Consider the following 25,883-nt stretch of genomic DNA (forward strand, 5'->3'; position numbering starts at 1 on the left):
GTCAGCCCGGATTGCGGCGCAACGCGTTGACGCCGCGCAGCACGGGGCCGTTGTCGTCGAAATCGACGGCGATGGCCCCGGTCCGCCGCAACCGCCCCAGGTCCAGCATCACGCAGGGCCAGTCGCGTTTTTCGACCTTAGCCGCGACCACCACGATGCGCTGCGGCTGGCAGGCGGCGGGGGCGCGCGTCTCGGCCCCCTTGCCGGTGAAATGCCAGACCTGCCAGCCCCCCGGCAGCGCGGCCATCCGGTCGCGCTTGTCGCCCTGCCAAGCCGGGCGGGTGGCCGAATCTTCCTGCGTGGCCGTGTCGCCATCCTCTTGCAGCCATGTGCTGACGACAAAGGCCCCGCCGGACGGCTTGGACACGGCACGGCCCGCCATGGTCATCAGCCCCACCGCCTCGCCTTCGGGGGCCACCAGCAGCAGCGGGCGGCTGGCGGTCAGCCAGATCGCCCCGGATGCCCCCAGCATCGCCATGCCCGCCAGGAAACCCGCGCCCGGCAGGCTGACCCGCCGCGCGCCCACGCCCCCGCGCCAGCACAGCACCGCCAGCGTCGCGCCGAAGCACATCAGCGGAATCACCGGCCCCGGCGGCAGGGGCAGGGCCACCACCGCGCCGCCCAAGGTCGCGACATACTCCGCGACCCGCAGCATCCACCGGGTTCCCAAGCCCATCAACCACAGCGCCGGACCGGCCAAGCCCACAGGCGCCAGCAGCGCGCCGATCACGCCCGCGGGCATCACCAGGGCACCCATCACCGGCACGACCAGCAGGTTCGCGATCAGTCCGTATTGCGCCATCCTGTTGAAATGCGCGGCCGCCAGGGGCGAGGTCGCGATGGACGCCACCAGCGACGACACGATCAGCATCGCCACCGGCCGCAGCCAGAAGGGCAGGCGGGGCGAGACGCGCGACCAGGGACCGGCCGACAGGATCAGCGCGACGGTGGCGGCAAAGCTCATCTGGAAGCCGGGATGGGTCACGGCCTCGGGGGAATAGATCAGGATGATCGTCGCAGCCAGGGCGATGGTGCGCAGGGATATGGCGCGGCGATCGGCCATGATCGCCAGCAGCATCACGGCGACCATGACGAAGGCGCGTTCGGTCGCCACGCCGCCGCCCGACAGCCACAGATAGGCCGCCGACGCCAGCAGCGCGCCAAGGGCGGCGATCTTGTGGACAGCCTGCGGCAGCGGCGCGCCCAATCCTTGCGCCAGAACCAGCGCCATGCGCAAAGCGGTATAGACGAAGCCCGCCAGCATCGACATGTGCAGGCCGGAAATCGAGATGATGTGATACAGGTTCGAGGCCCGCATGACCTCGTTCGTGGCCTCCTCGATCCCGGATCGGTCGCCGGTCATCAGGGCCGATGCCACCGCGCCTTCCTGCCCGCCGATGCCGTCCTGGATCGCGCGGCTGATCGCCATGCGCGCGCGGTGCATGGCCCACAGCCCGCCCTCGGCCGGTTCCACGGTCAGGACCGGCGTGCGGGTGTAACCCACGGCGCCCAACCCCTCGAACCAGGCGAGCCAGCGGAAATCGAAGCTGCCGGGGGATGCCGGGGCAGGGGGCGGGCCAAGATGGCCGGTCAGCATCACCCGCTGGCCCAGGGGCGGCAGCGGGTCAGACTGGTCGATCAGCGACAGCCGGACCTTGGCGGGCGTGCGGTCGGGCGCGGTGTCGCGCAGGACCACGCGGTCCAGCGTCAGCCGGATCCGGTCGCGGGCAGAACGGTCGATCTCGACCAGACGCCCCTCGATGGGGCCATAGTATCGCCATTCCATCACCGGGGCGGCGACCATGGCCGACCGCAGCCCGATCAGGCCGAAGCCCGCGATGACCAGCAGGGCCGCCGTGGAACCGATCCGCAGCCCGTCGGCCAGGGGCCAGCCGATGCGGCCCCGTTCCGCCCAGGGCAGGGCCAGCCGCCCCGTGCCAAGCGCAAAAGCCGCCAGCAGCCCAAGCGCCCCCCAATGCCACCGGGCGGGGGCGAAAGGCAGCGCGAACCACAGCGCGATCCCGGCGGCCAGGCAGACCGGCACCCAGGGAAACAGCCCGGCGCGCAGCGTGGCGGCCATCCGGGCGGGCCGCGCCTCGGCATGGCGCGACGGCGCGCGCGTCCCGGAAAAGCCCGGCAATGCCGTGATGTCGCCTTGGGCGGCCATTCTTGTCCTTTCGCGCCGGCTTCTCTATTCCTGCGCCCGAACGATGGCATGGACAGCTTACCAAAGCGTTAATGCCCGACCCCGAGGAAACGCCATGTCCGACACGCCGCCCGCAGCCCAGGTTGTCACCCGCTTCGCCCCCTCGCCCACGGGATACCTGCATATCGGCGGGGCGCGCACGGCGCTGTTCAACTGGCTTTACGCGCGGGGCCGGGGCGGCAAATTCCTGCTGCGGATCGAGGACACCGACCGCGCCCGGTCCACCCCCGAGGCGACCGCCGCCATCCTGAAGGGCCTGACCTGGCTGGGCCTCGAATGGGACGGCGAGCCGATCAGCCAGTTCGCCCGCAAGGATCGCCATGCCGAGGTGGCGCGGCAGATGCTGGACAGCGGCGCGGCCTACAAGTGCTTTTCCACCCCCGAGGAAATCGCCGCATGGCGCGAGGCGAACCCGCGCCAGCCGTTCCAGAGCCCCTGGCGCGACGCGACGGACGGGCCCGATGCCCCCTATGCGATCCGCCTGCGCGCCCCGCGCGAGGGCGAGACGGTGATCGAGGATGCCGTGCAGGGCACGGTGCGGGTGGGCAACGACCAGCTGGACGACATGATCATCCTGCGCTCGGACGGGACGCCCACCTATATGCTGGCGGTGGTGGTGGACGACCGCGACATGGCCGTGACCCATGTGATCCGGGGCGACGACCACCTGACCAACACCTTCCGGCAGGTGCAGATCTTCGACGCGATGGGCTGGCCGCGCCCGGTCTTTGCCCATATCCCGCTGATCCATGGAGAGGATGGCAAGAAGCTGTCCAAGCGCCACGGCGCGGTGGGCCTGCACGAATTCGCGGCCATGGGCTATCCCCCGGCGGCGATGCGCAATTACTTGGCCCGCCTGGGCTGGAGCCATGGCGACGACGAGCTGTTCGACGACGCGCAGGCGCGGGACTGGTTCGACCTGAGCGGCATCAACCGCGCCCCCGCGCGGCTGGATTTCAAGAAGCTGGAGCATGTCAGCGGGCACCATATCGGCACCATGACGGATGCCGACCTGCTGGCCGCCCTGGACGATTTCCTGACGGAAACCGGCGCCGCCGCCCTGACGCAGCGTCAGAGGGACCGGCTGGCGCCGGTGCTGCCTGCCCTGAAGGAAAAGGCGAAAACCCTGCCGCAACTGCTGGACCAGGCGCGCTTCGCGCTGATCGAACGGCCAGTGGAATTGGACGAAAAAGCATCAAAGTCTCTGGACTTGGTATCCCGTGGTATGCTGTCCGCGTTGACTGCCGCAGTGCAGCATGTTAGCTGGACCCGAGACGAGCTGGAGCAGGCGGCCAAGCAGGTCGCCGAGGAGAACGGCGTGGGCTTGGGCAAACTGGCGGCGCCTTTGCGCGCGGCCCTGGCCGGCCGGACGGCGACCCCCAGCGTGTTCGACATGATGACGGCACTAGGCCGCGAGGAATCGCTGGCCCGGTTGCAAGACCAGACGGATTTGGCAGGCTGACCGCCTGCCGTTACATGCTAGGGTCGTCCCCCGTTCAATCGAAGGTCGGCCCGGCCCAGCCGGAAAGGACGCTTTGGATGGCCGACGCAACGACCGCCACACTCAAGATCAACGATGCCGAATACGAGCTGCCGATCCTTCGCCCCACCCAGGGGCCGGATGTGCTGGATATCCGCAAGCTCTATGGGCAGGCGGACGTGTTCACCTATGATCCCGGCTTCACCTCGACCGCAAGCTGCGATTCCACCATCACCTTCATCGACGGCGACAAGGGTGAATTGTGGTATCGCGGCTATCCCATCGAGCAGCTGGCCGCGCAGTCCCATTACCTGGAAGTCTGCTATCTGCTGCTGTACGGCGACCTGCCCACCGCCGCGCAGATGGAGGATTTCGAGCGTCGCGTGACCCGTCACACGATGGTGCATGAACAGATGCACAACTTCTTCCGGGGCTTCCGCCGCGACGCGCATCCCATGGCGACCATGGTGGGCGTGGTCGGCGCGATGTCGGCATTCTATCACGATTCGACCGACGTGAACGATCCCTGGCAGCGCGAGGTGGCGTCCATCCGGCTGATCGCCAAGCTGCCGACCATCGCGGCCATGGCCTATAAATATTCGATCGGCCAGCCCTTCGTTTATCCGCAGAACGAACTGGATTACGCCAGCAACTTCCTGCACATGTGCTTCTCGGTCCCGGCCGAGAAATACCATGTCGATCCGGCCCTGGCCCGCGCCATGGACCGCATCTTCACGCTGCACGCGGATCACGAGCAGAACGCCTCGACCTCGACCGTGCGCCTGGCGGGGTCGTCGGGGGCCAATCCCTTCGCCTGCATCGCGGCGGGGATCGCCTGCCTGTGGGGACCGGCCCATGGCGGCGCGAACCAGGCCTGCCTGGAGATGCTGCGCGAGATCGGCACCGTGGACCGCATCCCCGAATACATCGCGCGCGCCAAGGACAAGGACGATCCGTTCCGCCTGATGGGCTTTGGCCACCGGGTTTACAAGAACTTCGACCCGCGCGCGAAGATCATGAAGGAATCCGCCGACGAGGTTCTGGATCTGCTGGGGGTCGAGAACAACCCTACGTTGCAGGTCGCCAAGGAGCTGGAGAGGATCGCGCTGGAGGACGAGTATTTCGTTTCCAAGAAGCTGTATCCCAACGTCGATTTCTATTCGGGCATCATCCTGGAAGCGATGGGCTTCCCCACCTCGATGTTCACGCCGATCTTCGCGCTGTCGCGCACGGTGGGCTGGATCGCGCAGTGGAAGGAAATGATCGCCGATCCCCAGGCCAAGATCGGCCGCCCGCGCCAACTGTATGTGGGCGAGGCCAAGCGCGACTACCTCGCCGTCGCCGCGCGCTGATCGGTCGCAGCTTGCCAGAGGCCCCTTCGGGGGCCTCTTTGCATGGCGGGCCTTGCGAAGGCGCGGGTGGAGTGGCAAGGGGACGGCCATGACAGAGACACCGAAAATCGCGCTTGTGACCGGCGCATCCCGCGGCCTTGGCGCCGCCCTTGCCGAGGATCTGGCGGCGCGCGGCTATCACGTCCTGGCGGTGGCCCGGACGGTTGGCGGCCTTGAGGAACTGGACGACCGCATCCGCCGCGCCGGCGGCAGCGCGACGCTTGCGCCCATGGACGTGGCCGAGGCGCCCGCGATGCAGCAACTGGCCCAGGCCGTCCTGGCCCGCTGGGGCGGGCTGGATCTGTGGGCGCATCCGGCGATCCATGTCGCCCCCCTGGCGCCTGCGCCGCATGTCGATGGCAAGGACTGGGCGAAATCGGTGCTGGTCAACATGGACGTGACGCGCGGGCTGATCGCGCTGCTGGAACCGCTGCTGCGCGCGCGGTCCGGCACGGCGCTGTTCTTCGACGATCCCCGCGCGGGGCACAAGTTCTTCGGCGCCTATGGGGCCACCAAGGCAGGCCAGATCGCGCTTGCCCGCAGCTGGCAGGCCGAGGCTGCATCGGTCGGCCCGCGCGTGGTCATCGCCGAGCCTGCGCCGATGCCCACCGCCGTGCGCGCCCGGTTCTTCCCGGGCGAGGATCGGGCGGCGCTGACGCCCTGCAAGCTTGAGGCGGCGCGGATCCTGGACGCGCTGTGATTTGCGTCCCGCGAAGGCCGGGGGCGCTTCGCCCCCCGGACCCCCCGAGGCTATTTTCATGAAGAAGAATTGATGATGCGGTGAAGTGATCCCGGCGCGCCCTGGCCAACCCGATCATTGATCCTGTTTGACCTGTCTCATTCCCTGAACATCAATCCATAAAAGAACAAGGCCCATAGGGCCGCAACAAATGCTGCTATCAGACCCCGTAACCATGGGCGGCCAGCGGCCTTGTTTTCCAGGTATTCAATCAGCAGGCTCAGCATTTTTCCTATTGTGGGAAACATCCAGCGGCCTGGTCGCCTGATCCAGCCAGTTGCGTGTGTCTTCATCCAGATGCGGCGACAGGGCCTCGCGGACCCGGGCGTGATAGGCGTCCAGCCAGTCGACCTCGTCCCGCGACAGGGCCGCGATGTCGATCAGGCGGCGGTCGATGGGGCAGAGGGTCAGTGTCTCGAAGCCCAGCATGGTGCGGCCCGGTTCGGCGGGGGCCTCGGTGATCGCGACCAGGTTCTCGATGCGGATGCCGAAAGCGTTCTCGCGGTAATAGCCGGGTTCGTTCGACAGGATCATCCCGGCCTCCAGGGCCAGGGTGCTGGCGCGGCTGATGCGCGCGGGGCCTTCGTGCACGCAAAGCGCCGCGCCGACGCCGTGGCCGGTGCCGTGGTCGTAATCCAGGCCCTGCGTCCACAGGTATTGCCGCGCCAGCGCGTCCAGATGCGCGCCCGCGACCCCTTTTGGAAAGCGCGCCCGGCTGATGGCGATCATGCCGCGCAAGACCGCCGTATAGGGGCCCACGGCCTCGGGCAGAGGATCGCCCAGGGGCAGGGTGCGGGTGATATCGGTGGTTCCGTCGGGATATTGGCCGCCCGAATCGATCAGCAGCACCTCGCCCCGCGCCAGGCGGCGGTTGGTGGCGCGGGTGACGCGGTAATGGACGATGGCGCCGTTCGGCCCCGCCCCGCAGATCGTGTCGAAGCTGATGTCGGTGATGCCTGCGTCCCGCCGCAGGGATTCGAGTTTCTCGACCACGTCGATCTCGGTCAGGGTCGCCGGATCCTGGGCGTCCAGCCAGGCCAGCAGCCGCACCATGGCCACGCCGTCGCGCCCATGGGCCGCGCGCATTCCGTCCAGTTCGGCGGCGTTCTTGCGCGCCTTGGGAAGGATCGCGGGATCGGTCGCCCGCGCGATCTGGGTACCCGCGCTTTCCAGCAGGCGGAACGCGGCCTCGGGGGCCGAGGCGGGGTCGATGCGGACGGGGCCTTCCAGGTCCAGCAGGGCGGGGGCCAGCCCGTCGGGGTGCAGGATCGCGACCTCGTTCCCCAGGCGGGCACGCAGGGAGTCGTCGAACTTGGCAGGATCCGCGAACAGGGCCAGATGGCCGTCATCCGACAGCACCGCGAAGGACTGCACGATGGGGTTCTTGGGCACGTCGCTGCCCCGGATGTTCAGCAGCCACGAGATCGAATCGGGCAGCGTCAGCAGCGCCGCCGCCTGGCCTTCCTCGCGCAGAAGCGCCGCCAGCCGGGCGCGCTTGGCGGCCGAGGTCTCGCCCGCCACCGCATCGTCATGGGCACGCGCGCGGCCCACCGGCGGGGCGGGGCGGTCGGGCCAGACCAGGTCCAGCGGGTTGGGGTCCACGGCGATCAGCCCGATGCCGCTGTCGGCAAGCGCCTTTTCCAGCGTCTCAATTTCCTGGCGGGTGTGCAGCCAGGGATCGAAGCCCAGCCGTCCGCCCGCGGGCAAGGCATCCCGCAGCCAGTCCGAGGGCCTGGTGTCCGGCCAGGGCACCGGCGTGAAATGGTCCAGGTCCACCTGCGCCTTGACCTGCACCCGGTAACGGCCGTCGATGAACACCCCGGCCCGGTCGGGCGTCACGATGGCAAAGCCCGCGCTGCCGGTGAAGCCCGTCAGCCAGGCCAGCCGCGCATCGGCATCGGCCACGTATTCGCCCTGATGGGCGTCGGCGCGGGGCACGATGAAGCCGTCCAGCCCATCCGCCGCAAGCCGTGCGCGCAACTGCGCCAGCCGGGCAGGGTGGTCGGCGCCGCCAGCGGGATCGTCGAAGGACTGGAAGCTCACAGCGTAATCGCCTTCATGACCTGGGGTTCGATCACCTGCACGCCGGGCAACCCGTCGATCAGCACCTGCGCGGATTGTTCCAGCAGCGGGAAGGTCTTGTAATGACAAGGGATTACCGTCTTGAAGTCGAAATACGTCCTGGCCGCCCAGGCCGCGCGCTTCATATCCATGGTGAAATGCCCGCCCGCACACAGGATGCCGATGTCGGGCCGGTGGTATTCCCCCATCCAGCCCATGTCGGCCATGATGTCGGTATCGCCCGAGACATAGATCACATGCCCCTCGCCCGCGATCATGTAGCCCGATTCGTGGCCCGCATAGATCGGCCCGTCCGCCCCGGTCAGCGAGCTGGAATGGGACGCGTTCACCATCGTCACCTTCGCCCCGCCCAGATCGACGGTGCCGCCCTTGTTGAAACCGATCCCCTCGATATCGTGATGCGTGACCCAGCTGCTGACCAAGTCATAGATGCCCGCGACGGGGATCTTCAGCTCCTTGGCGATGGCCAGCGTGTCGCCGGAATGATCGCCATGGCCGTGGGTCAGCAGGACATGGGTCGCACCCCCGATGGCCTGGGCCCGGGCGTCCTCGGGGAAGACCGGGTTGCCGGAAATCCAGGGGTCGATCAGGATCACCGCATCCTCGATCTCCAGGCGAAAGCCGGAATGTCCAAGCCAGGTCAGTTTCATCGCGGTCCCCTTGTCCCTTGTGGCGCGCAGGTTAGCGGCGGGCCTTGGCGGTGACCAGAGGGGGTCAAACGGGGGCCGCGTCCTCCAGCCGCAGGCGCAGGCGTTCGCGCCCGCCCCAGGTGGACAGATCCAGCTTGCCCGCCAGATGGAAGCGCCGCCCCCGCGCGCCCAGCAGGGCAGGGCCAAGCGGGCCGGTCATTGCGCCCCAGGCCACGGCCTCCAGGGCCGGGCCACCCGCGCTGCGGAAGGACAGGCGCAGGTGGCTGTCGCCCATGGTGCTGGCGCTGTCGATCAGCTGGTCGGCAAAGGCGAAACGCGGCGCGGGGGCGGCCTGGCCGAAGGGGCCGGCGTCCTCCAGCTGGCGATAGATCTGCGGGGTGGCGCCCGCGCATTCCATCAGGCCGGAAATGCGCAGGTCTCGCGCCCCTGTCCGCTGCGCCAGATCGGCGGCCATCAGATCGGACAGGCGGGCCATGGCGGCGGGAATCATCGCTTCGGCCACGGTCAGCCCCGCGGCCATGGTGTGCCCGCCGCCCTTGATCAGCAGGCCTTCTTGGGCCAGGCGATGAATGGCGCGGCCCAGATCGACCCCGGGGACCGAGCGGGCGCTGCCCTTGCCGATCCCGCCCTCGACCCCGATCACGACCGAGGGAAGGTCGGTCGCCTCCTTCACCCGCGCGGCGACGATGCCCACGACGCCCGGATGCCAACCCTGGCCCGCCGCCCAGGACAGGCGGGCATCGCCCCGCGCCTCAACCTGGGCAATCGCCTCGTCACGAACGGCGGCCTCGATGGCGCGGCGGTCGCGGTTGAGCCCGTCCAGTTCCGCCGCCAGCCGCCCGGCCTCGCGCGGATCGCGGCAGGACAGGCACAACGCGCCCAGATCGGCGCGGCCCACGCGGCCGCCCGCGTTGATGCGCGGGCCCAGCAGGAAGCCCAGGTGAAAGGCGCCGGGCGGGCCGTCAAGGCGCGCCACGTCCGACAGCGCCACCAGGCCCGGGCGCTGCCTGCGCGCCATGACCGCCAGGCCCTGCCGCACGAAGGCGCGGTTGACGCCGACCAAGGGGGCCACGTCGGCCACGGTCGCCAGCGCCACCAGATCCAGCATCGCCATCAGGTCCGGTTCCGGCCGCCCCATGCCGCGCAACACGCGCCCCGCCTGCACCAGCGTCAGGAACACCACGCCAGCGGCACACAGGTGGCCCAGGGATCCATCCTCGTCCGCGCGGTTCGGGTTCACGACGGCCAGCGCAGGCGGCAGGGTTTCGCCGCCCAGGTGGTGATCCAGCACGATGATGTCGGTGCCCGCAGCGGCGGCCAGGGCGTCATGGCTCAGCGTGCCGCAATCGACGCAGACGATCAGGTCGTGGTTTGCCGCAAGCGCCGCCATGGCGGGGGCGTTCGGGCCATAGCCCTCGTCGATGCGGTCGGGAATATACAGCGTCGCGTCCCGCCCCTGGCCGCGCAGCCAGTCCAGAAGCAGCGCGGCGGAACTGCCGCCATCCACGTCGTAATCGGCGAAGATGGCGATGCGCTCGCCGTTGATGGCCGCCGCGACCAGCCGTTCGGCGGCAACACCCATGTCGCGCAGGGACAAGGGATCAGGCAGCAGGTCGCGCAGCCGGGGCGTCAGGAAGCCCTCGGCCCCCTCCGCCTCGACCCCGCGCTCGGTCAGGATGCGGGCGACCGGCAGCGGCAGGCCGGTGCGCTGCGCCAGCCCCTCGGCCAGGCGGTCGGCGCCGCTGTCCGGGCCGATCCACCGCCGACCCGTCAGCGATTGCTCGATTCCCAGAAACGTCACGCCTGCACCTTCTTCGTTGTCCAAATACCCTGGGGCGAAGCCCCCTTTACCTGATCGGGTTGCGATAGATCATCCGCCGGACCGAGCCGGTCTTCGACCGCATCAGGATCGTCTCGGTCTGCAGATAGTTCGGCTCGCGCTTCACGCCCGCCACGATCGACCCGTTCGTCACGCCCGTCGCGGCAAAGATCACGTCGCCCGTCACCAGTTCGTCGCGCGCATAGATCCGGTCCAGATCGGTGATGCCTGCCTTGCGTGCCCGGCCCCGTTCGTCGTCGTTGCGGAACAACAGCTTGCCCCACATCTGCCCGCCCATGCATTTCAGGGCGGATGCCGCCAGAACCCCTTCGGGCGCGCCGCCCGATCCCATGTACATGTCGATGCCGGTCAGCTCGGCCTCGGCGCAGTGGATGACGCCCGCCACGTCGCCATCGGTGATCAGCCGGATCGCCGCGCCGGTAGAGCGCACCTCGGCCACCAGATCCTCGTGGCGGGGGCGTTCCAGGATGCAGACGGTGATGTCGCTGTCCTCGACCCCGCGCGCGCGGGCCAGCGCGCGCACGCGTTCCGAGGGCGTCATCTCCAGGCTGACCACGTCGGTCGGATAGCCCGGCCCGATGGCCAGCTTCTCCATGTAGACATCGGGGGCGTGCAGCAGCGTGCCGCGCGGGGCCATGGCGATCACGGTCAGCGCGTTCGGCATGTCCTTGGCGGTCAGCGTGGTGCCTTCCAGCGGGTCAAGGGCGATGTCCACCTCAGGGCCCTCGCCAGTGCCGACCTCCTCGCCGATATACAGCATCGGGGCCTCGTCACGCTCGCCCTCGCCGATGACCACGACGCCCTTGATGTCCAGCATGTTCAACTGGTCGCGCATGGCGTTGACGGCGGCCTGATCGGCGGCCTTCTCGTCGCCGCGCCCGATCAGCCGGGCCGAGGCATGGGCGGCAGCCTCGCTGACGCGGGCAAGCCCAAGCGAAAGCATCCGGTCGTTGAAATCCTTGGGCGCGGTCATGTCCATCCCTTTTTGCGGCAGCATGGCCCGGGTCTTACGCCCCGTCCGCAGCAGCGGCAAGCCTGTCGGCGCTAACGCGTCACGCGTCGGACAGATCAAGCGCCAGGGCATGGATGCGGGGCACGATGTCGCCCAGGGTCTGGTGGACCAGCCGGTGGCGCGCCACGCGGTTCAGCCCGGCAAAGGCGGGGCTGGCCATGCGGATGCGGAAATGGCTTTCGCCGCCGTCGCGGTATCCCGCATGGCCGCGATGGCTTTCGCTTTCGTCGATCACCTCCAGCCGGGTGGGGTTCAGCGCGGCCAGCCGCGCGCGCATTTCGTCGGCAATCATTCGTCAAGACCTTTCATGTCGCGTCAAAAACCCTAAACTGCCGCCTCCGAGTCGCAAAGGTGCCCCCCAATGAGCAGGAACGACCCGTTCGGATTCGATATTTCGGCCGCGAAGGACAAGAAGCGCAAGAACAAGGGCCGTCGCGGCATGTCCGGCGCCTTCGAGACCTCGACCCGGACCTGCGACAAGCAGGGCTGCGACGAGCCTGGCCAGTACCGCGCGCCGAAGAACCCGCGCAACCTCGACGACTATTTCTGGTTCTGCAAGGACCATGTCCGCGAATACAACGCCAACTGGAATTATTTCCAGGGCCAGTCCGAGGAGGAGTTCCAGCAGTTCATCGACAACGCGACCGTCTGGGAACGCCCGACCAAGCCCTTTGGCCGCTCTGCTGCCGAGGACAAATGGGCGCGCCACGGTGTCAGCGACCCGCTGGAAATCCTGGGCGCCAACGGCACCGCGCCCGAGGCCCGCGCCAAGGCCAGCCGCAAGCTGCCGCCCACCGAACGCAAGGCGCTGGACATCCTGGAAGCCAAGGACAGCTGGACGCGGGCCGAAATCCGCAAGCAGTACAAGTCGCTGGTCAAGGATCTGCATCCCGACATGAACGGCGGCGACCGGTCGGACGAGGATCGGCTGGCCGAGGTGGTCTGGGCCTGGGATCAGGTCAAGGACAGCCGGTTCTTCAAGGATTGAGGCCGCAGGGGGGCTGCCGCCCCCGTCTGCTGCGCAGACTCCCCCGCGGATATTTGAGTAAAGAAGAAGTTGTCAGGCGCGCTTGCGGCGGATGAGGGCTGCGGCAAGGGCAAGGGCCGCCAGCAGGACAGCGGGGGCGTTGCCCCATGTCATCCAGGCTGTTTCCGGCAGGGGGGCGGGCAGGGCGGCGTCGATCTTGCCCTGGACGCCCAGGCCGAGCGACTGGCGCATGTGGCCGTGCGGGTCGATGACGGCGCTGATGCCGGTGTTGGCGGCGCGGATCAGCGGCAGGCCGGATTCGATGGCGCGCAGGCGGGCCTGGGCAAGGTGCTGGTAGGGGCCGGAAAACTGGCCGAACCAGGCGTCGTTCGTCGCCTGCAGCAGCCAGGCGGGGCGGGAGTCCAGGCCGCGCAGGTGTTGCGGGAAGATTGCCTCGTAGCAGATCAGCGGCTGGAAGTCCGGCACACCAGGCACGGACATGATGGCCGGTCCGGGGCCTGCGGAATAGCCGTTGCCCTGTTGCGCGGCAAAGGCGGTGATGCCGACACGGGCCAGCGCATCGCCCCAGGGGATATATTCGCCGAAGGGGACCAGGTGGAACTTGTCATAGGGGGCGCCGACCGTCGCGTCGGGGTTCAGCGTGACGAGGCTGTTGTAGAAGCGGCTGCCGTCGCGCCGCTGGATGCCCATGACCAGCGGCGCGCCTGCCGCCTGCGCGATAGCGGGCAGGACCGGGCCCGCGTCCTCCAGCAGGAAATTCACCGCCGTTTCCGGCCAGATCACCAGGTCGCGCGGGCCGGGTGCGGCGGACAGGTCCAGCAGGCGCTGGAAGAACACCGCCGCCCATTCGGGATCCCATTTCAGGTGCTGTTCCGCATCGGGCTGGACGATGCGGACGACCGTCTGCGTATCGGCCGGCAGGGGCTGCGCCAGCCGCGCCAGGCCAGCGGCCCAAAGCCCGCCGGTCACAACCAGCGCGATCAGCGCGGCGGGCAGGGGGCGCAGCAGCGAAGGCAGGACAGCCAGCGCCAGCGTGACCAGGCTCAGCCCGATCGCGCCGGTCCAAGCGGCGGTTTGCGCCAGGGGCGTGTCGATCCAGGCATGGCCGGTCAGCGACCAGGGCAGGCCGGTGAAGAGCCAGCCGCGCAGCCAGTCCGACAGGACCAGCGCGGCAGCGATGGCGAGCGCCCGGCGCGGGACATCGGGGGCATGACGTGCGGCCAGGCCCGCCGGGATGGCCCAGAACAGCGCGCCGCCAAGCGCCAGCAGGACCAGCGCGAAGGGGGCCATCCAGCCATAAATTTCGGGCTCGACCAGGAAGGGCTCGGTGATCCAGCTCATCGACAGGCCGAACCAGCCGAGGCCCCCGGCCAGCAGGCGCCAGAAGGCCCCACCCCGGGCAGCGCGGTGGATCAGCAGCGCCAGCACCAGGGGCGTGGCGATCCAGAGGCCGAAGGGCGGCAGGCCAAGGGCCGCAACCAGGCCAAGCGCCAGGTCAGGCCCAAGCTGCCGCAGCGGCACCCGTCCGGTCAGGGCGCGCATGGGCGGCGATCAGGCCTCGGCGTCGGCGTTGGGCCGGGGCTCGGCGGCCGGTGCCTCGTCCGCCTTCTTGCGGCGGGTGCGCTTGGGCTTGGGCGCTTCCTCGGCCGTGGCCTCGGCGGTGTCCTCGGTCTTCTTGCGACGGGTCCGCTTGGGTTTTTCCGCAGGTTCGGCGGGGGTTTCCGCAGCCTCTTCCTCGGTCTTCTTGCGGCGGGTGCGCTTGGGCTTGGGCGCGTCCTCGGCCACCGGATCGGCGGCGGGGGCTTCCACGGCAAGGGCGTCGGTCGCGGGCATCTCAGCAACGGGTTCGGCGGTTGCCTCGACCGGGGCGGCTTCAGCCACCTCCTGGACCGGCGCGGCCTCGGAGACGGGGGCTTCGGCCACTGGCTCGTCCAGATCGGCGGGGGCGGGGGCTTCGGCCACGGCTTCAACCGCTTCGACTGCCGGTGCTTCGGCCTCGGTGCGTGCATCGGCCTTCTTGCGGCGGTTGCGGCTGCGGCGCGGCTTGTCGGCGGGCGCCTCGGCGGCGACCGGCTGGGCGGCCTCGGCCGGACGCGGCTTGTCGTCGCTTTCCTGCGAGGTCGAGGCCAGGGCGCGGCGCAGTTCCACCAGCATGAATTCCGGGACGTGATCGCCCATGCCCATCACGGCAGGGCCGCGATGGTCGTCGCGCCGTCCCCGGCGTTCGCGGTTCTGGTCGCGGCGGTCTTCCCGGCGGTCGGTGTTGCGATCCTCGCGGCGGTCGTCCCGACGGTCCTCGCGACGGTCCTCACGGGCAGGTTCGCGGCGGGCTTCCTCGCGCGCCACGGGCTCGGGCGCACGCTCCTCGCGCGGTTCGCGGCGTTCCTCGTCCCGGCCCCGGGATCTGTCGCGGCCATGGGTCTTGTCGCGGGCGGGGCGGCGGTCGTCGCGGCCTGCGGGGCGGTCGGTTTCGGACAAGGTGAAGCCTTCGGGCAGGGGGGCGCGGGGCAGGGTCTGCTTGACCAGGTTTTCGATGGCGGACAAATACTTCTCGTCAGAGGGCGTGGCGATGCTGAAGGCGCTGCCCAGCCGTCCCGCCCGGCCGGTGCGGCCGATGCGGTGGACGTAATCCTCGGCATGGGACGGCAGGTCGTAGTTGAACACATGGCTGACCGCCGGGATGTCCAGGCCGCGCGCCGCCACGTCGGAGGCGATCAGGAACTTCAGCTTGCCTTCGCGGAAATTGTCCAGCGTGCGGGTGCGGTGGCTTTGGTCCAGGTCGCCATGGATGGGCGCCGCGTCATAGCCGTGCTTGGCCAGCGACTTGGCCAGGATGTCCACGTCGGTCTTGCGGTTGCAGAAGATGATGGCGTTCTTCAGCCCGCCGGTTTCGGTTTCCGGCCCCTCGGCGTCGATCAGGGCGCGCAAAAGGTCGCGTTTCTGCTTGGCGGCCATGTCGCGGCGGGTGGGAACCAGTTCGACCAGCTTCTGGGTGATCGTCTCGCTGGTGGTGGCCTGGCGCGCGACCTCGATCCGTTCGGGGGCGTGCAGGAAGGTGTTGGTGATCCGCTCGATCTCGGGCGCCATGGTGGCGCTGAAGAACAGCGTCTGCCGGGTGAAGGGGGTCAGCTGGAAGATCCGCTCGATATCGGGGATGAAGCCCATGTCGAGCATCCGGTCCGCTTCATCGACGACCATGATCTGCACGCCGGTCAGCAGCAGCTTGCCGCGTTCGAAATGGTCCAGCAGGCGGCCCGGCGTGGCGATCAGCACGTCCACGCCCCGGTCGATCAGCTTGTCCTGTTCGCCGAAGCTGACGCCGCCGATCAGCAGCGCCTTGGTCAGGCGGGTGTGCTTGGCATAGGTGTCGAAGTTTTCGGCCACCTGGGCGGCCAATTCGCGCGTCGGGCACAGGACCAGCGACCGGGGCATCCGGGCGCGGGCCCGGCCACGGCCCAGCAGCGTGATCATCGGCAGGGTGAAGCTGGCGGTCTTGCCGGTGCCGGTCTGCGCGATCCCCAGAACGTCGCGGCCTTCCAGCGCGGGCGGGATGGCGCCGGCCTGGATCGGCGTCGGCACCTCGTACCCGGCCTCGGACACGGCCTTCAGGACATTGGGGTCCAGCTTCAGATCGGAGAATTTGGTCATTCAGGGGCTTTCCAAGACTTGCGCGCCGGTGATCTGGCGCGATGCGTTCCATTGCCGCGTTTGCCCGGATGGCTGGTGCGGCCTGCAATGGGACGCAAGACTCGCACGCCCCTTCAGCCGGCCCGCCGGATGCGGGCCCTGCAGCGACTTAGACCAAGCGCACGGCCACGTCAATGTTTTCGCCCGCAAACCTTGCGTAAAAGGCCCGCTTTCGGGGGCTTTCGGTTGACCAGGCCCCGCTGCAGGCGGTAACCGGCACGCGACAGTCAGGAAAGCGACCATGAACCTATTCACCGATCTGCGCGGCGTCGTCCTGGCCGCGCTGGACCAGATGGTACAGGCGGGCGAGTTGCCCGCGGGCCTCGATTTCGCCAATGTGGCCGTGGAACCGCCGCGCGATCCCGCCTATGGCGACATGGCCACCAACGCCGCGATGGTGCTGGCCAAGCCTGCCGGCATGAAGCCGCGCGAGATCGCCGACAGGCTGGCCGCCCGCCTGACCGACCCGCGCATCGCGGCGGCCGAGGTCGCAGGGCCGGGCTTCCTGAACCTGCGCCTGTCCCCCGCCGTCTGGCAGGGCGTCGTCGCCACCGCCATCCGCGAGGGCGCGGAGTTCGGGCGTTCGACCATCGGCGCGGGCCAAAAGGTCAACGTGGAATTCGTCAGCGCCAATCCCACCGGCCCGATGCATGTGGGCCATGTGCGCGGCGCGGTCTTCGGCGATGCCTTGGCGAACCTGCTGGCGTTTTCGGGCCATGAGGTGACGCGCGAATATTACATCAACGATGGCGGCGCGCAGGTCGATGTGCTGGCCCGGTCCGCTTACGAGCGTTACCGCGAGGCCAACGGGCTAGAGCCCGAGATCCGCGAGGGCCTTTATCCCGGCGACTACCTGATCCCCGTGGGCGAGGCGCTGAAGGCGAAATACGGCACGACCCTGCTGGAGAAGCCTGAGGCCGACTGGCTGGCCGAGGTCCGCGATTTCGCCACCCAGGCGATGATGGACATGATCCGGCAGGATCTGGCCGCCCTTGGCGTTCGCATGGACGTTTATTCCAGCGAAAAGGCGCTGTATGGCACCGGCCAGATCGAGGCCGCGATCGAACGCCTGCGGTCCATGGACCTGATCTATCGCGGCGTGCTGGAACCGCCCAAGGGCAAGCTGCCCGAGGATTGGGAGGAACGCGAGCAGCTTTTGTTCCGGTCCACCGCCCATGGCGACGACGTGGACCGTCCGATCCAGAAATCCGACGGCGCCTGGACCTATTTCGCGCCCGACATCGCCTATCATTTCGACAAGATCGACCGGGGCTTCGACGCGCTGATCGACGTGTTCGGCGCGGATCACGGCGGCTATGTCAAGCGGATGCAGGCGGCGGTCGCGGCGCTCTCGAACGGGCGGGTGCCGCTGGACATCAAGCTGATCCAGCTGGTGAAGCTGTTCAAGAACGGCGAGCCCTTCAAGATGTCCAAGCGCGCGGGCACTTTCGTCACGCTGCGCGACGTGGTCGAGGAAGCGGGCGCGGATGTCACCCGCTTCATCATGCTGACGCGCAAGAACGACGCGGCGCTGGATTTCGATTTCGCGCGTGTGCTGGAACAGTCCAAGGACAACCCGGTCTGGTATGTCCAGTATGCCAGCGCGCGGGTCCATTCGGTGCTGCGCCGGGCGACCGAATCAGGCATCGACGTGGGTGATTCGGCCCTGGCCGGAGCGGATCTGGCGAAATTGTCGCATCCGGCGGAACTGGATCTGGCGCGGAAAGTTGCCGAATGGCCTCGCCTCGTCGAACATGCGGCCCGCGCCCACGAGCCGCACAGGGTGGCGTTTTTCCTTTATGACATCGCGTCCGACCTGCATTCCTTGTGGAATCGCGGCAATGACGACCTGTCCTTGCGTTTCGTGCAGGATGGCGATCCGGCCACGTCACAGGCAAAAATCGCGCTGGTGCGTGCAGTTGGCGTTGTTATTTCAAGTGGTCTTGCTATCCTTGGGGTCACACCGGCCAAGGAAATGCGCTGACACGCACAAAGCGCCCCTGCCGGTTGGAACGGGCAGTCAAGTTCAGGTCGGATCAACCGGCAGGCAGGCAGGCTATGGCAGTGATGGATTACCGCGAAGGCGGCTATGTGTTCTCGCGTCACAAGGTGAAGCGTGAATTCTCGTATGATCAGCGTGGCTGGAACGACCCCGCCGGGCCCGGCGGCGACGGCCAGGGCGGCGAAGGCTTGGCCACCCGCTTTGCGCGGCTGACCCATTACCTGGGCGCGGTCGCATCCGTCGCGCTGATGGTCGGGCTGATGGTCTGGGGCTGGCAGCTGGTGTCGCGCGACGTGTCGGGCGTGCCGGTGATCCGCGCCATCGTGGGTGATGCCCGCACCGCGCCCTCTGATCCCGGCGGGGAACTGACCAGCTATACCGGCTACGCGGTCAACACCGTGGCCGAGGGGGTGGAGCATCAGCCCGCCCAGCAGGTCGCCATCGCCCCCGCCCCCGTGGGCCTGTCCGACGAGGATGTCGCCATGGGCCAGCTGGGCGCCACGGCGCGCGAACCCGCCACCACCCCCGAGGTTCCGCTGAGCTTTGCGGGCGATCCCATCGTGCCCCTGTCCGACAGCGAGGCCCGCGCCCTTGCCGAAGCCCAGGCCGAGGCGCAGCGCCTGGCCCTGGCCGACAGCGCCGTTCAGGACGCCACCATCATCGACGCCCCCGCCAGCGAAGGCCCCGTGAACGAGGCCCTGACGGATGAAAACGGCGCCCCCGCCCAGGCCGCCGCCATTGCCGAGGCCCTGGTCCAGGCCCAGGCCGAGGCCAATCCCGGCGTGCTGACCGCCTCGACCCGCCCCGCGCCGCGCCCGCGCAGCACCCGTGTCGCCTCCGCCGGGACCACCGCCACCGATGCCCGCCCCGTGGCCGCCGAAAGCCGCCCCGCCGAGGCCGCGCCCGCGCCGGTGTCCCAGGCCAGCGGCCCGCAGGTCCAGCTGGGCGCCTTTGACAGCAACGCCATCGCCGCCAGCGAATGGAACCGGCTGATGAACAAGCATGTCGTCTTTGGCGGCAAGCAGCAGGTGATCCAGCAGCACCAGTCGAACGGCCGCACCTTCTGGCGGCTGCGCGTCGCGGGCTTTGATTCCTTGTCCGAGGCACGCCAGTTCTGCGCCGCGTTGAAATCGGCGGGCACGGACTGCCTTGCCCTGAACTGATGGCCGCCAACGCCACGATCCTGGGCGGCATTGCCGGAACGCATCTGACGGCTGCGGAACGTGATTTCTTCCGCGCGGCCGACCCCTGGGGCTTCATCCTGTTCGGCCGCAACGTGGACAACCCCGACCAGTTGCGCCGCCTGACGGGCGACCTGCGCGATGCCCTGGGCCGCGATGCCGTCATCACCGTCGATCAGGAAGGCGGCCGGGTGCAGCGGTTGCGCGGCCCCCACTGGTCCGATTGGCCTGCGCCGCTGGACCAGGCCGGGGCCGGGCCGCGCGCCATGTGGCTGCGCTATCACCTGATCGGGTGGGAACTGCGCGCGGTGGGCATCGACAGCAACTGCGCGCCCACGCTGGACGTGGCGCAGGCCGACACCCACCCGTTCCTGCGGAACCGCTGCCTAGGGACAGATCCTGCCTCTGTTGCCACCCTGGGCCGTGCGGCTGCCGAGGGAATGCTGGCTGCGGGCGTGCTGCCGGTGATGAAGCACATGCCGGGCCATGGCCGCGCCGTGGCCGACAGTCACCACGACTTGCCCACCGTCACGGCATCCGAACCCGACCTGGACACGATGGACTTCGCCCCGTTCCGCGCGCTGAACGACCTGCCGATGGGCATGACCGCGCATATCCGCTTCACCGCGCTGGACGATGCGCCCGCCACGGCATCCCCCCGGATGATCGCGCTGATCCGCGACCGGATCGGCTTCGACGGTCTTCTGATGACCGACGACATCACCATGAACGCGCTGTCGGGGTCCGAGGCCGAACGCGCCGCGGCCTCCATCGCCGCGGGCTGCGACCTGGTGCTGCATTGCAACGGCACGGTCGCCAGCATGGAACCCGTGGTCGCCGCCGCAGGCTCCCTGACGCCCGCGGCGCAGCGCCGCGCCGATGCCGCCCTGGCACAGCGCCGCGCGCCGCAGGACAGCGACCCGGCGACCCTGATGGCCGAATGGACGGCTCTGACCGCGACCCTCGCCTGACCCTTTCACTTTGGCGAAAATATCCCGGGGGTCCGGGGGCTGGCCCCCGGCGTTGGCGTGACGCAGCCCCGCTTGACTCCGTCACGGGCAGGCCCGATTCTGCCGCGCCGAAGGAAAGGAACCCCGTGGCCCGCTCCGCCCGCGACATCCCCCATCTGCGCGCCGTTCCCGACACCGATACGGTGGCGCAGCGCCGCGCGGACGAAGCCCTGATCGTCGATGTGGACGGCTATGAAGGCCCGCTGGACCTGCTGCTGACGCTGGCGCGGGTGCAGAAGGTGGATCTGATGAAGATCTCTGTCCTGCACCTGGCCGAGCAATACCTGGCCTTTGTCGAACAGGCCCGCGCCCTGCGGATCGAACTGGCCGCCGATTACCTGGTCATGGCGGCCTGGCTGGCCTTCCTGAAATCCCGTCTGCTGCTGCCCCCCGATCCCGAAATCGAGGGCCCCACGGCCGAGGACATGGCCGCCCACCTGGCCTTCCAGCTGGAACGCCTGGCTGCCATGCGGCAGGCGGCGGCGCAACTGATGGGCCGCGACCGTCTGGGCATCAGCCGATTTGCGCGCGGCACGCCCGAGGTGGTGGCGAAAACCCGGCGCACCGAATGGCAGGCCGGGCTGATCGACCTGATGCGCGCCTATGCCCGGCTGAAGACGCGCGGCGAGTTCCGCCCCTATGCCTTCGACCGGCGCGATGTCTTCACGATGGAGCAGGCCTTGGACCGGCTGCGCGGCATGATCGGATATCTGGGCGACTGGACGGATCTGGCCGACTTCCTGCCCGAAGGCTGGGGCACCCGGGGGGCGCGCCGCCGCTCGGCCACGGCGGCGACCTTTGCCGCCTCGCTGGAGCTTGCGCGCCAAGGACGGATCGAGATACGGCAAAGCGATCCCTTCGCGCCGATCCGCTTTCGCCGCAAACCCCCGACACCCGACTAGCCGTGACCGATCAAGCCCCCCAGACCCCCGCGCCCGACCTTCCCCCCCCCATGGCCGAGCAGGAGCGGATGGTCGAGGCGATCCTGTTCGCATCAAGCCGCCCCTTGACGGTGCGCGACCTGGCCGACCGCCTGCCCCCGGGCTGCGATCCGGCCGAGGCGCTGGCGGGGCTGCGCCGCGCCTATGCGGGCCGGGGCGTGGTGCTGGAACGGATCGGCGACGGCTATGCCTTCCGCACGGCGGCGGATCTGTCCTTCCTGATGCAGACGGAAACCGTGGAACAGCGCCGCCTGTCCCGCGCGGCCATCGAGACGCTGGCGATCATCGCCTATCACCAGCCCGTCACCCGCGCCGAGATCGAGGAGATCCGCGGCGTGGCCGTGTCGCGCGGCACGCTGGACCAGCTGATCGAGATGGACTGGGTCCGCATCGGCCGCCGCCGGATGACCCCGGGCCGCCCCGCGACATTCGTGGTGACGGAAACCTTCCTGGATCATTTCGGCCTGGAATCCGCGCGCGACCTGCCGGGGCTGGCCGAACTGCGCGCGGCGGGCCTGCTGGAAGCGCGCCCGCCGGCCGAAGGCTTGCGCGTGCCCCTTGCCTTGGGGGGCGAGGATGACGATATGCCGGCGACTGCACCCGCGGACGATTTCTTCAAGGACGATTGATCCCATGAGCCTCAATTCCATCATCAACACCCTGACCCGCATGGTCACCCGCCGCGCCATGAACTGGGGCATCAACAAGGGCATCGACGGGATCGCGAAATCCGGCGGCAAGCCCGCTAAGGTCTCGGCCAAGCAGGCGAAGGACATGCGCGCGGCGGTCAAGCGCGCCCGCCAGGCCGCCCGCCTGACCCGCCGCATCGGGCGCTGAGCCACTCGCCTTTGCCGCACGTCCGCGCTAGGGCTGCGCGATGGATGACAGATTCGAGATTTTCCTGGTGGCGACGCCGGGCCTGGAAGCGCCCCTTGCCGCCGAGGCCCTGGCCTTGGGCTGGCAGCCGGTGGTGCAGCCGGGCGGCGTGACGATTACCGGCGGCTGGCCGGATGTCTGGCGCGCGAACCTGTGGCTGCGGGGTGCCACGCGCGTCCTGGCCCGCGTGGGCAGCTTTCGCGCGCTGCACCTGGCGCAACTGGACAAGCGGGCACGGAAGTTCCCCTGGGCCGATGTTCTGCGCCGGGACGTGCCGGTGCGGGTGGAAACCACCTGCAAGGCCAGCCGCATCTATCACGCGGGCGCGGCCACGCAGCGCATCGAGCGCGCCATTGCCGAGGAACTGGGCGCGCCCCTTGCAGCGGATGCCGCCCTGGTCGTCAAGGTTCGGATCGAGGACGATCTTGTCACCCTTAGCCTGGATACGACGGGCGAGTCTCTCCACAAGCGCGGCCACAAGGAAGCCGTCGCCAAGGCCCCCCTGCGCGAGACCATGGCCGCCATGTTCCTGCGCGAGATGGGTTTTGACGGCAGCCAGCCGGTGCTGGATCCGATGTGCGGGTCGGGCACCTTCGTGATCGAGGCCGCCGAGATTGCCGCAGGCCTGGCCCCGGGCCGCAGCCGCCCCTTCGGCTTTCAGCAGCTTGCCAGCTTCGATCCCGCCGCCTGGGAGGCGATGCGCGCGGCTGTTGCGCCCCGCCCGGCGCCCGCGCAGTTCTTCGGCAGCGACCGCGACGCAGGCGCCATCCGCATGAGCCAGGCCAATGCCGAACGGGCAGGGGTGGCGGGGCTGACCCGCTTTGACTGCCGCGCGATCGGCGAGTTGCAGCGCCCCGACGGGCCGCCGGGCATCGTCATCGTGAACCCGCCCTATGGCGCGCGGATCGGCAACAAGGGGCCGCTGTTCGGCCTGCACGCGGCCATGGGGGCGGTGCTGCGCGAACGGTTCACCGGCTGGCGCGTGGGGATCGTGACCAGCGAGGGGGTCTTGGCCAAGGCGACCGGGCTGCCGCTGGAGTCGGGGCCGGTGGTCGCGCATGGCGGGTTGAAGGTGCGGCTGTGGCGGACGGGGGTGCTGTAAGCCGGGGGCCAGCCCCCGCTCGGGCCTGCCGGCCCCTTCTTCGCTGAAAAAGGTCCACTGGACCTTTTTCCGGGCGCTTCGAAGCCCGCAGGATATTGAGGCCAAGATGAAAGAGCTTAGCGGAACTGCTTGGCGAGCTTCAGGCCCTGGCCCTGGTAGTTCGACCTGATCCCCGCGCCGTAAAGCCGGTCGGGGCGGGCGGCCATGCGTTCATAGACCAGGCGGCCCACGACCTGGCCGTGTTCGAGGACAAAGGGGGCTTCGTGGCAGCGGACCTCCAGCACGCCGCGCGCGCCGGTGCCTGCGGTGCCGATGCCGAAGCCCGGGTCGAAGAAGCCCGCGTAATGGACGCGGAATTCGCCCACCATCGCCAGATAGGGCGCCATTTCCGCTGCATAGTCCGCCGGGATCGCCACCGATTCGCGGCTGACGAGGATATAGAACGCACCCGGATCCAGGATCAGGCGGCCCTCGGTCGTGCGCAGTTCGTCCCAGAAGTCGCGCGCGTCATAGGCGCCGATCCGGTCCAGGTCGATCACCCCGCTGTGGGGTCGGGCGCGATAGCCGACCAGATCGTCCCCCGCCGGTTTCAGATCGACCGAGAAGCCAAGGCCGTTGTCGATCAGGGCCGGGCCGCCCACCAGGGGCTCGCGGGCGTTCAGGTCGCGCAGTTCCTCGTCCGACAGCACCGCCTGGCCGCGCCGCAGCCGCAGCTGGTTCAGGCGCATTCCGGGGCGCACCAGAACGGAAAAGCTGCGCGGGCAGATCTCGGCATAGAGGGGGCCGTCATAGCCTTCGGGCAGGCGGTCGAACTCGGTGCCGCCGTCGGCCACCAGCCGGGTCAGAAGGTCCAGCCGGCCGGTCGAGGATTTCGCATTGGCCACGGCCGTCAGCCCGGCGGGCAGGGACAGGCGTTCCATCAGCGGGACCAGATACACGCAACCGCGTTCCAGCACCGCGCCCCCTGTCAGGTCCATCTGGTGCATCTGCAAATCGGCCAGCCGGTCCATCACCCGTTGCCCGCGCCCGGCCAGGAAGCTGGCGCGCAGGCGATAGGCTACAGTCCCAAGCCGCAGGTCCAGGCTGGCGGGCTGGATCTGTTCCGGGATGATCGCGGGGACGGCGGAGATCGCGCCGGTTTCGATCAGGTCGCGGATGCCGCTGTCGGGAAGAACGCCGTTCATGCCGGTCCTTTTGATGCGAAAACGCCCACCCCCGCAAAGGGATGGGCGTTTTCGGAATGGTCGGGCCGGCGAGATTCGAACTCGCGGCCTTCCGCCCCCCAGACGGACGCGCTAACCAGACTGCGCCACGGCCCGACGCGCACCGTATAGAGCGATCCGGCAGGCCTGCACAAGGGCCCCGACGCGGAAATCTGCGAGCTTGTTGCAGGAGATGTCAGCAAATCCGTGCCAGCGCGTCGCGCAGCCGCGACAGCGTCGCCCGTTGCTGCGGCGCGGCGGCGTCCGAAGGGCGAAGATCGCGCAAACGGGCGTTCAGCGCGACCACATCGGCCAGCCATCCCGACAAGGGCGCCTTGGCCGATGCCGTGGGGCGGCGGCGGTGGCGCGACCGGGGGCCGTGGGCGGACAGCTCCTCGGCCTCGTCCTGGGAGATGTCCGGGATCTCGGGGTCGGGCAGGGGGTCGGTTACATCGTCGATGTCGGCAAGGCCGGCCAGCCGCGCCTGCCCACGTTCGCGCACGGTAGCGCCCCGGTCACGGGCCAGAAGCTTCTTGGCGCCCCGGATCGTCAGCCCCTCGTCGCGCAGCACGGTGCAAAGGCCAGCGGCCAGCCGCACGTCATCGGGGCGGTAATAGCGCCGCCCGTCGGGGCGCTTCATCGGCTTCAGCAGCGGAAACTGCGTTTCCCAATAGCGCAGGACATGGGGTGCGACGCCCAGAAGGGTTGCGACCTCGCCAATCGATCGGAATGCGTCTGCGCCTTTCGTCATTCAGTCCGAACCGCCCCTCAGCCCTTGTTCCCGGCCGCCACGCGGTCCTTCATCAGATGCGAAGGACGGAAGGACAGCACCCGCCGGGGGGTGATCGGCACCTCCTCTCCGGTCTTGGGGTTGCGGCCGATGCGTTCGTTCTTGTCGCGCAGGCTGAAGGTGCCAAAGGACGAGATCTTCACCTGCTCGCCCCGGACCAGCGCGTTGGAAATATGTTCAAGCACCGATTCGACCAGCTGGGCGGATTCGTGACGCGACAGGCCAACGTCCCGAAAGACGGCCTCTGCGAGATCCATCCGAGTCAGCGTCTTGTCACTCATGACTTTTCCCCTTTGATTTCACAAGGATGGTGGCAATTCTTCCGCCTGTCAACGAGAAGCGCGCCTTTTCGTTCCGGCGGGAAAGGGGTGGGCGTTGCAAAAGGGGTGCCGGACCCTATCTTTCCGCCAAGCCGAGGGAGAGGAAAATGGCCGGAGGATGGGCCCGCGACGACGCGGTCAACGACCAGATCGAGATCAGCACCGCCGAGGCCGTGGCCCGCGCGCGGTTGCGGGCGGGACGTGCCGCCGCCATCGAAAGCGCCGTCACCTGCATCGACTGCGACGAACCGATCCCGGATGCGCGGCGCAAGGCCCTGCCGGGGGTGCAACTCTGCACAGGGTGTCAGGCCGACCGCGACCGGGCCTGGCGTCCGGCTGGCGGCATCAACCGGCGCGGCAGCAAGGATTCGCAGCTGAAATAGC

The 25,883-nt window shown here is 68.9% G+C and carries 22 protein-coding genes, 1 tRNA gene and 1 pseudogene; 12 read left to right on the forward strand and 12 right to left on the reverse strand.

Translation table 11 applies throughout. The annotated features are described in order from the left end of the window. Window position 1 precedes the first annotated feature (1 nt). A complete protein-coding gene (locus tag JX613_RS02950; protein WP_237168315.1) occupies window positions 2-2,167 on the reverse strand; it encodes a ComEC/Rec2 family competence protein in 2,166 nt (721 codons plus the stop codon). 94 nt (window positions 2,168-2,261) lie between these two features. Between JX613_RS02950 and gltX the strand changes: the two genes are divergently transcribed. From gltX to JX613_RS02965, 3 genes are all read left to right on the forward strand, one after another. Then, the gene (gene gltX, locus JX613_RS02955; RefSeq protein ID WP_207099966.1) at window positions 2,262-3,668 is read left to right on the forward strand and encodes a glutamate--tRNA ligase; all 1,407 of its coding nucleotides are present in this window, start codon (window positions 2,262-2,264) and stop codon (window positions 3,666-3,668) included. A 77-nt stretch (window positions 3,669-3,745) separates the two neighbouring features. Further along, window positions 3,746-5,038: a citrate synthase gene (gltA, locus tag JX613_RS02960; RefSeq protein WP_207099967.1), complete on the forward strand. Its 1,293-nt coding sequence runs from the start codon at window positions 3,746-3,748 to the stop codon at window positions 5,036-5,038. Between the two features lie 88 nt (window positions 5,039-5,126). After that, window positions 5,127-5,777 carry an SDR family NAD(P)-dependent oxidoreductase gene (locus JX613_RS02965; RefSeq protein WP_207099968.1) on the forward strand — a complete coding sequence of 217 codons (651 nt, stop codon included), beginning with the start codon at window positions 5,127-5,129 and terminating at the stop codon, window positions 5,775-5,777. 246 nt (window positions 5,778-6,023) lie between these two features. Here JX613_RS02965 and JX613_RS02970 read toward each other — a convergent pair whose 3' ends face one another. The 5 genes from JX613_RS02970 to JX613_RS02990 form a co-directional block, all read right to left on the reverse strand. Next, window positions 6,024-7,859: a M24 family metallopeptidase gene (locus JX613_RS02970; RefSeq protein ID WP_207099969.1), complete on the reverse strand. Its 1,836-nt coding sequence runs from the start codon at window positions 7,857-7,859 to the stop codon at window positions 6,024-6,026. Continuing rightward, a complete protein-coding gene (locus JX613_RS02975) occupies window positions 7,856-8,548 on the reverse strand; it encodes a metal-dependent hydrolase (protein ID WP_207099970.1) in 693 nt (230 codons plus the stop codon). The genes JX613_RS02970 and JX613_RS02975 overlap by 4 nt, the downstream gene beginning before the upstream one ends. A 64-nt stretch (window positions 8,549-8,612) precedes the next feature. Continuing rightward, window positions 8,613-10,349 carry a single-stranded-DNA-specific exonuclease RecJ gene (recJ, locus tag JX613_RS02980; RefSeq protein WP_207099971.1) on the reverse strand — a complete coding sequence of 579 codons (1,737 nt, stop codon included), beginning with the start codon at window positions 10,347-10,349 and terminating at the stop codon, window positions 8,613-8,615. 46 nt (window positions 10,350-10,395) lie between these two features. Next, complete coding sequence (glpX, locus tag JX613_RS02985; protein ID WP_207099972.1) at window positions 10,396-11,361, reverse strand: class II fructose-bisphosphatase; 966 nt, start codon at window positions 11,359-11,361, stop codon at window positions 10,396-10,398. Window positions 11,362-11,440: 79 nt separating this feature from the next. Continuing rightward, complete coding sequence (locus JX613_RS02990; protein ID WP_207099973.1) at window positions 11,441-11,692, reverse strand: BolA family protein; 252 nt, start codon at window positions 11,690-11,692, stop codon at window positions 11,441-11,443. Between the two features lie 69 nt (window positions 11,693-11,761). Here JX613_RS02990 and JX613_RS02995 point away from each other — a divergent pair, with 69 nt between their 5' ends. Further along, window positions 11,762-12,388: a J domain-containing protein gene (locus JX613_RS02995; protein ID WP_207099974.1), complete on the forward strand. Its 627-nt coding sequence runs from the start codon at window positions 11,762-11,764 to the stop codon at window positions 12,386-12,388. Between the two features lie 72 nt (window positions 12,389-12,460). On the opposite strand, the gene lnt is transcribed toward JX613_RS02995, so the two are convergent. Both lnt and JX613_RS03005 read right to left on the reverse strand, forming a co-directional pair. Then, window positions 12,461-13,930 carry an apolipoprotein N-acyltransferase gene (lnt, locus tag JX613_RS03000; RefSeq protein ID WP_207099975.1) on the reverse strand — a complete coding sequence of 490 codons (1,470 nt, stop codon included), beginning with the start codon at window positions 13,928-13,930 and terminating at the stop codon, window positions 12,461-12,463. Between the two features lie 507 nt (window positions 13,931-14,437). After that, a pseudogene (locus tag JX613_RS03005) lies at window positions 14,438-16,036 on the reverse strand (DEAD/DEAH box helicase); the annotation flags it as partial. A gap of 280 nt (window positions 16,037-16,316) precedes the next feature. Between JX613_RS03005 and argS the strand changes: the two are divergent. From argS to JX613_RS03040, 7 genes are all read left to right on the forward strand, one after another. After that, window positions 16,317-18,059: an arginine--tRNA ligase gene (argS, locus tag JX613_RS03010; protein WP_207099977.1), complete on the forward strand. Its 1,743-nt coding sequence runs from the start codon at window positions 16,317-16,319 to the stop codon at window positions 18,057-18,059. Window positions 18,060-18,133: 74 nt separating this feature from the next. After that, complete coding sequence (locus tag JX613_RS03015) at window positions 18,134-19,240, forward strand: SPOR domain-containing protein (protein WP_207099978.1); 1,107 nt, start codon at window positions 18,134-18,136, stop codon at window positions 19,238-19,240. Beyond that, window positions 19,240-20,229: a glycoside hydrolase family 3 protein gene (locus tag JX613_RS03020; protein WP_207099979.1), complete on the forward strand. Its 990-nt coding sequence runs from the start codon at window positions 19,240-19,242 to the stop codon at window positions 20,227-20,229. Before JX613_RS03015 ends, JX613_RS03020 begins: the two co-directional genes overlap by 1 nt. 125 nt (window positions 20,230-20,354) lie before the next feature. Next, window positions 20,355-21,170 carry a segregation and condensation protein A gene (locus tag JX613_RS03025; protein ID WP_336512260.1) on the forward strand — a complete coding sequence of 272 codons (816 nt, stop codon included), beginning with the start codon at window positions 20,355-20,357 and terminating at the stop codon, window positions 21,168-21,170. Window positions 21,171-21,220: 50 nt separating this feature from the next. Beyond that, complete coding sequence (gene scpB, locus JX613_RS03030; protein ID WP_207100106.1) at window positions 21,221-21,838, forward strand: SMC-Scp complex subunit ScpB; 618 nt, start codon at window positions 21,221-21,223, stop codon at window positions 21,836-21,838. 4 nt (window positions 21,839-21,842) lie between these two features. Then, window positions 21,843-22,046, forward strand: a complete 204-nt coding sequence (locus JX613_RS03035) for a hypothetical protein (RefSeq protein ID WP_207099981.1) — start codon at window positions 21,843-21,845, stop codon at window positions 22,044-22,046. A 40-nt stretch (window positions 22,047-22,086) separates the two neighbouring features. After that, a complete protein-coding gene (locus JX613_RS03040; protein WP_207099982.1) occupies window positions 22,087-23,187 on the forward strand; it encodes a THUMP domain-containing class I SAM-dependent RNA methyltransferase in 1,101 nt (366 codons plus the stop codon). Window positions 23,188-23,303: 116 nt separating this feature from the next. Here the strand turns inward: JX613_RS03040 and JX613_RS03045 are convergent, their stop codons facing one another. The 4 genes from JX613_RS03045 to ihfA all read right to left on the reverse strand — a co-directional run bounded on the left by JX613_RS03045 (window position 23,304) and on the right by ihfA (window position 25,460). After that, window positions 23,304-24,371 carry a 2'-deoxycytidine 5'-triphosphate deaminase gene (locus JX613_RS03045; protein WP_207099983.1) on the reverse strand — a complete coding sequence of 356 codons (1,068 nt, stop codon included), beginning with the start codon at window positions 24,369-24,371 and terminating at the stop codon, window positions 23,304-23,306. A 57-nt stretch (window positions 24,372-24,428) separates the two neighbouring features. Then, a tRNA-Pro gene (locus JX613_RS03050) sits at window positions 24,429-24,506 on the reverse strand. A gap of 79 nt (window positions 24,507-24,585) precedes the next feature. Further along, complete coding sequence (locus tag JX613_RS03055; RefSeq protein WP_207099984.1) at window positions 24,586-25,140, reverse strand: MerR family transcriptional regulator; 555 nt, start codon at window positions 25,138-25,140, stop codon at window positions 24,586-24,588. A 17-nt stretch (window positions 25,141-25,157) separates the two neighbouring features. Continuing rightward, window positions 25,158-25,460, reverse strand: a complete 303-nt coding sequence (ihfA, locus tag JX613_RS03060) for an integration host factor subunit alpha (RefSeq protein ID WP_103173462.1) — start codon at window positions 25,458-25,460, stop codon at window positions 25,158-25,160. A gap of 146 nt (window positions 25,461-25,606) precedes the next feature. Here ihfA and JX613_RS03065 point away from each other — a divergent pair, with 146 nt between their 5' ends. Then, window positions 25,607-25,882, forward strand: coding sequence for a DksA/TraR family C4-type zinc finger protein (locus JX613_RS03065; protein WP_207099985.1), 276 nt, complete (start codon window positions 25,607-25,609; stop codon window positions 25,880-25,882). Window position 25,883: the final 1 nt, after the last annotated feature.

Origin of the sequence: Paracoccus shandongensis (genome assembly GCF_017315735.1) — a bacterium.
GTDB lineage: Bacteria > Pseudomonadota > Alphaproteobacteria > Rhodobacterales > Rhodobacteraceae > Paracoccus > Paracoccus shandongensis.

Bases quoted from the DNA above. Each gene is read 5' to 3' on its own strand.
- JX613_RS02995 (WP_207099974.1), top strand. From the start codon at position 11,762: ATGAGCAGGAACGACCCGTTCGGATTCGATATTTCGGCCGCGAAGGAC.
- JX613_RS02950 (WP_237168315.1), bottom strand. From the start codon at position 2,167: ATGGCCGCCCAAGGCGACATCACGGCATTGCCGGGCTTTTCCGGGACG.
- JX613_RS02990 (WP_207099973.1), bottom strand. From the start codon at position 11,692: ATGATTGCCGACGAAATGCGCGCGCGGCTGGCCGCGCTGAACCCCACC.
- scpB (WP_207100106.1), top strand. From the start codon at position 21,221: ATGGCCGAGCAGGAGCGGATGGTCGAGGCGATCCTGTTCGCATCAAGC.
- lnt (WP_207099975.1), bottom strand. From the start codon at position 13,930: ATGCGCGCCCTGACCGGACGGGTGCCGCTGCGGCAGCTTGGGCCTGAC.
- JX613_RS02965 (WP_207099968.1), top strand. From the start codon at position 5,127: ATGACAGAGACACCGAAAATCGCGCTTGTGACCGGCGCATCCCGCGGC.
- ihfA (WP_103173462.1), bottom strand. From the start codon at position 25,460: ATGAGTGACAAGACGCTGACTCGGATGGATCTCGCAGAGGCCGTCTTT.
- gltA (WP_207099967.1), top strand. From the start codon at position 3,746: ATGGCCGACGCAACGACCGCCACACTCAAGATCAACGATGCCGAATAC.
- JX613_RS03035 (WP_207099981.1), top strand. From the start codon at position 21,843: ATGAGCCTCAATTCCATCATCAACACCCTGACCCGCATGGTCACCCGC.
- gltX (WP_207099966.1), top strand. From the start codon at position 2,262: ATGTCCGACACGCCGCCCGCAGCCCAGGTTGTCACCCGCTTCGCCCCC.
- JX613_RS03015 (WP_207099978.1), top strand. From the start codon at position 18,134: ATGGCAGTGATGGATTACCGCGAAGGCGGCTATGTGTTCTCGCGTCAC.
- argS (WP_207099977.1), top strand. From the start codon at position 16,317: ATGAACCTATTCACCGATCTGCGCGGCGTCGTCCTGGCCGCGCTGGAC.
- JX613_RS03040 (WP_207099982.1), top strand. From the start codon at position 22,087: ATGGATGACAGATTCGAGATTTTCCTGGTGGCGACGCCGGGCCTGGAA.
- JX613_RS03065 (WP_207099985.1), top strand. From the start codon at position 25,607: ATGGCCGGAGGATGGGCCCGCGACGACGCGGTCAACGACCAGATCGAG.
- glpX (WP_207099972.1), bottom strand. From the start codon at position 11,361: ATGACCGCGCCCAAGGATTTCAACGACCGGATGCTTTCGCTTGGGCTT.
- JX613_RS03045 (WP_207099983.1), bottom strand. From the start codon at position 24,371: ATGAACGGCGTTCTTCCCGACAGCGGCATCCGCGACCTGATCGAAACC.
- JX613_RS02975 (WP_207099970.1), bottom strand. From the start codon at position 8,548: ATGAAACTGACCTGGCTTGGACATTCCGGCTTTCGCCTGGAGATCGAG.
- JX613_RS03055 (WP_207099984.1), bottom strand. From the start codon at position 25,140: ATGACGAAAGGCGCAGACGCATTCCGATCGATTGGCGAGGTCGCAACC.
- JX613_RS03020 (WP_207099979.1), top strand. From the start codon at position 19,240: ATGGCCGCCAACGCCACGATCCTGGGCGGCATTGCCGGAACGCATCTG.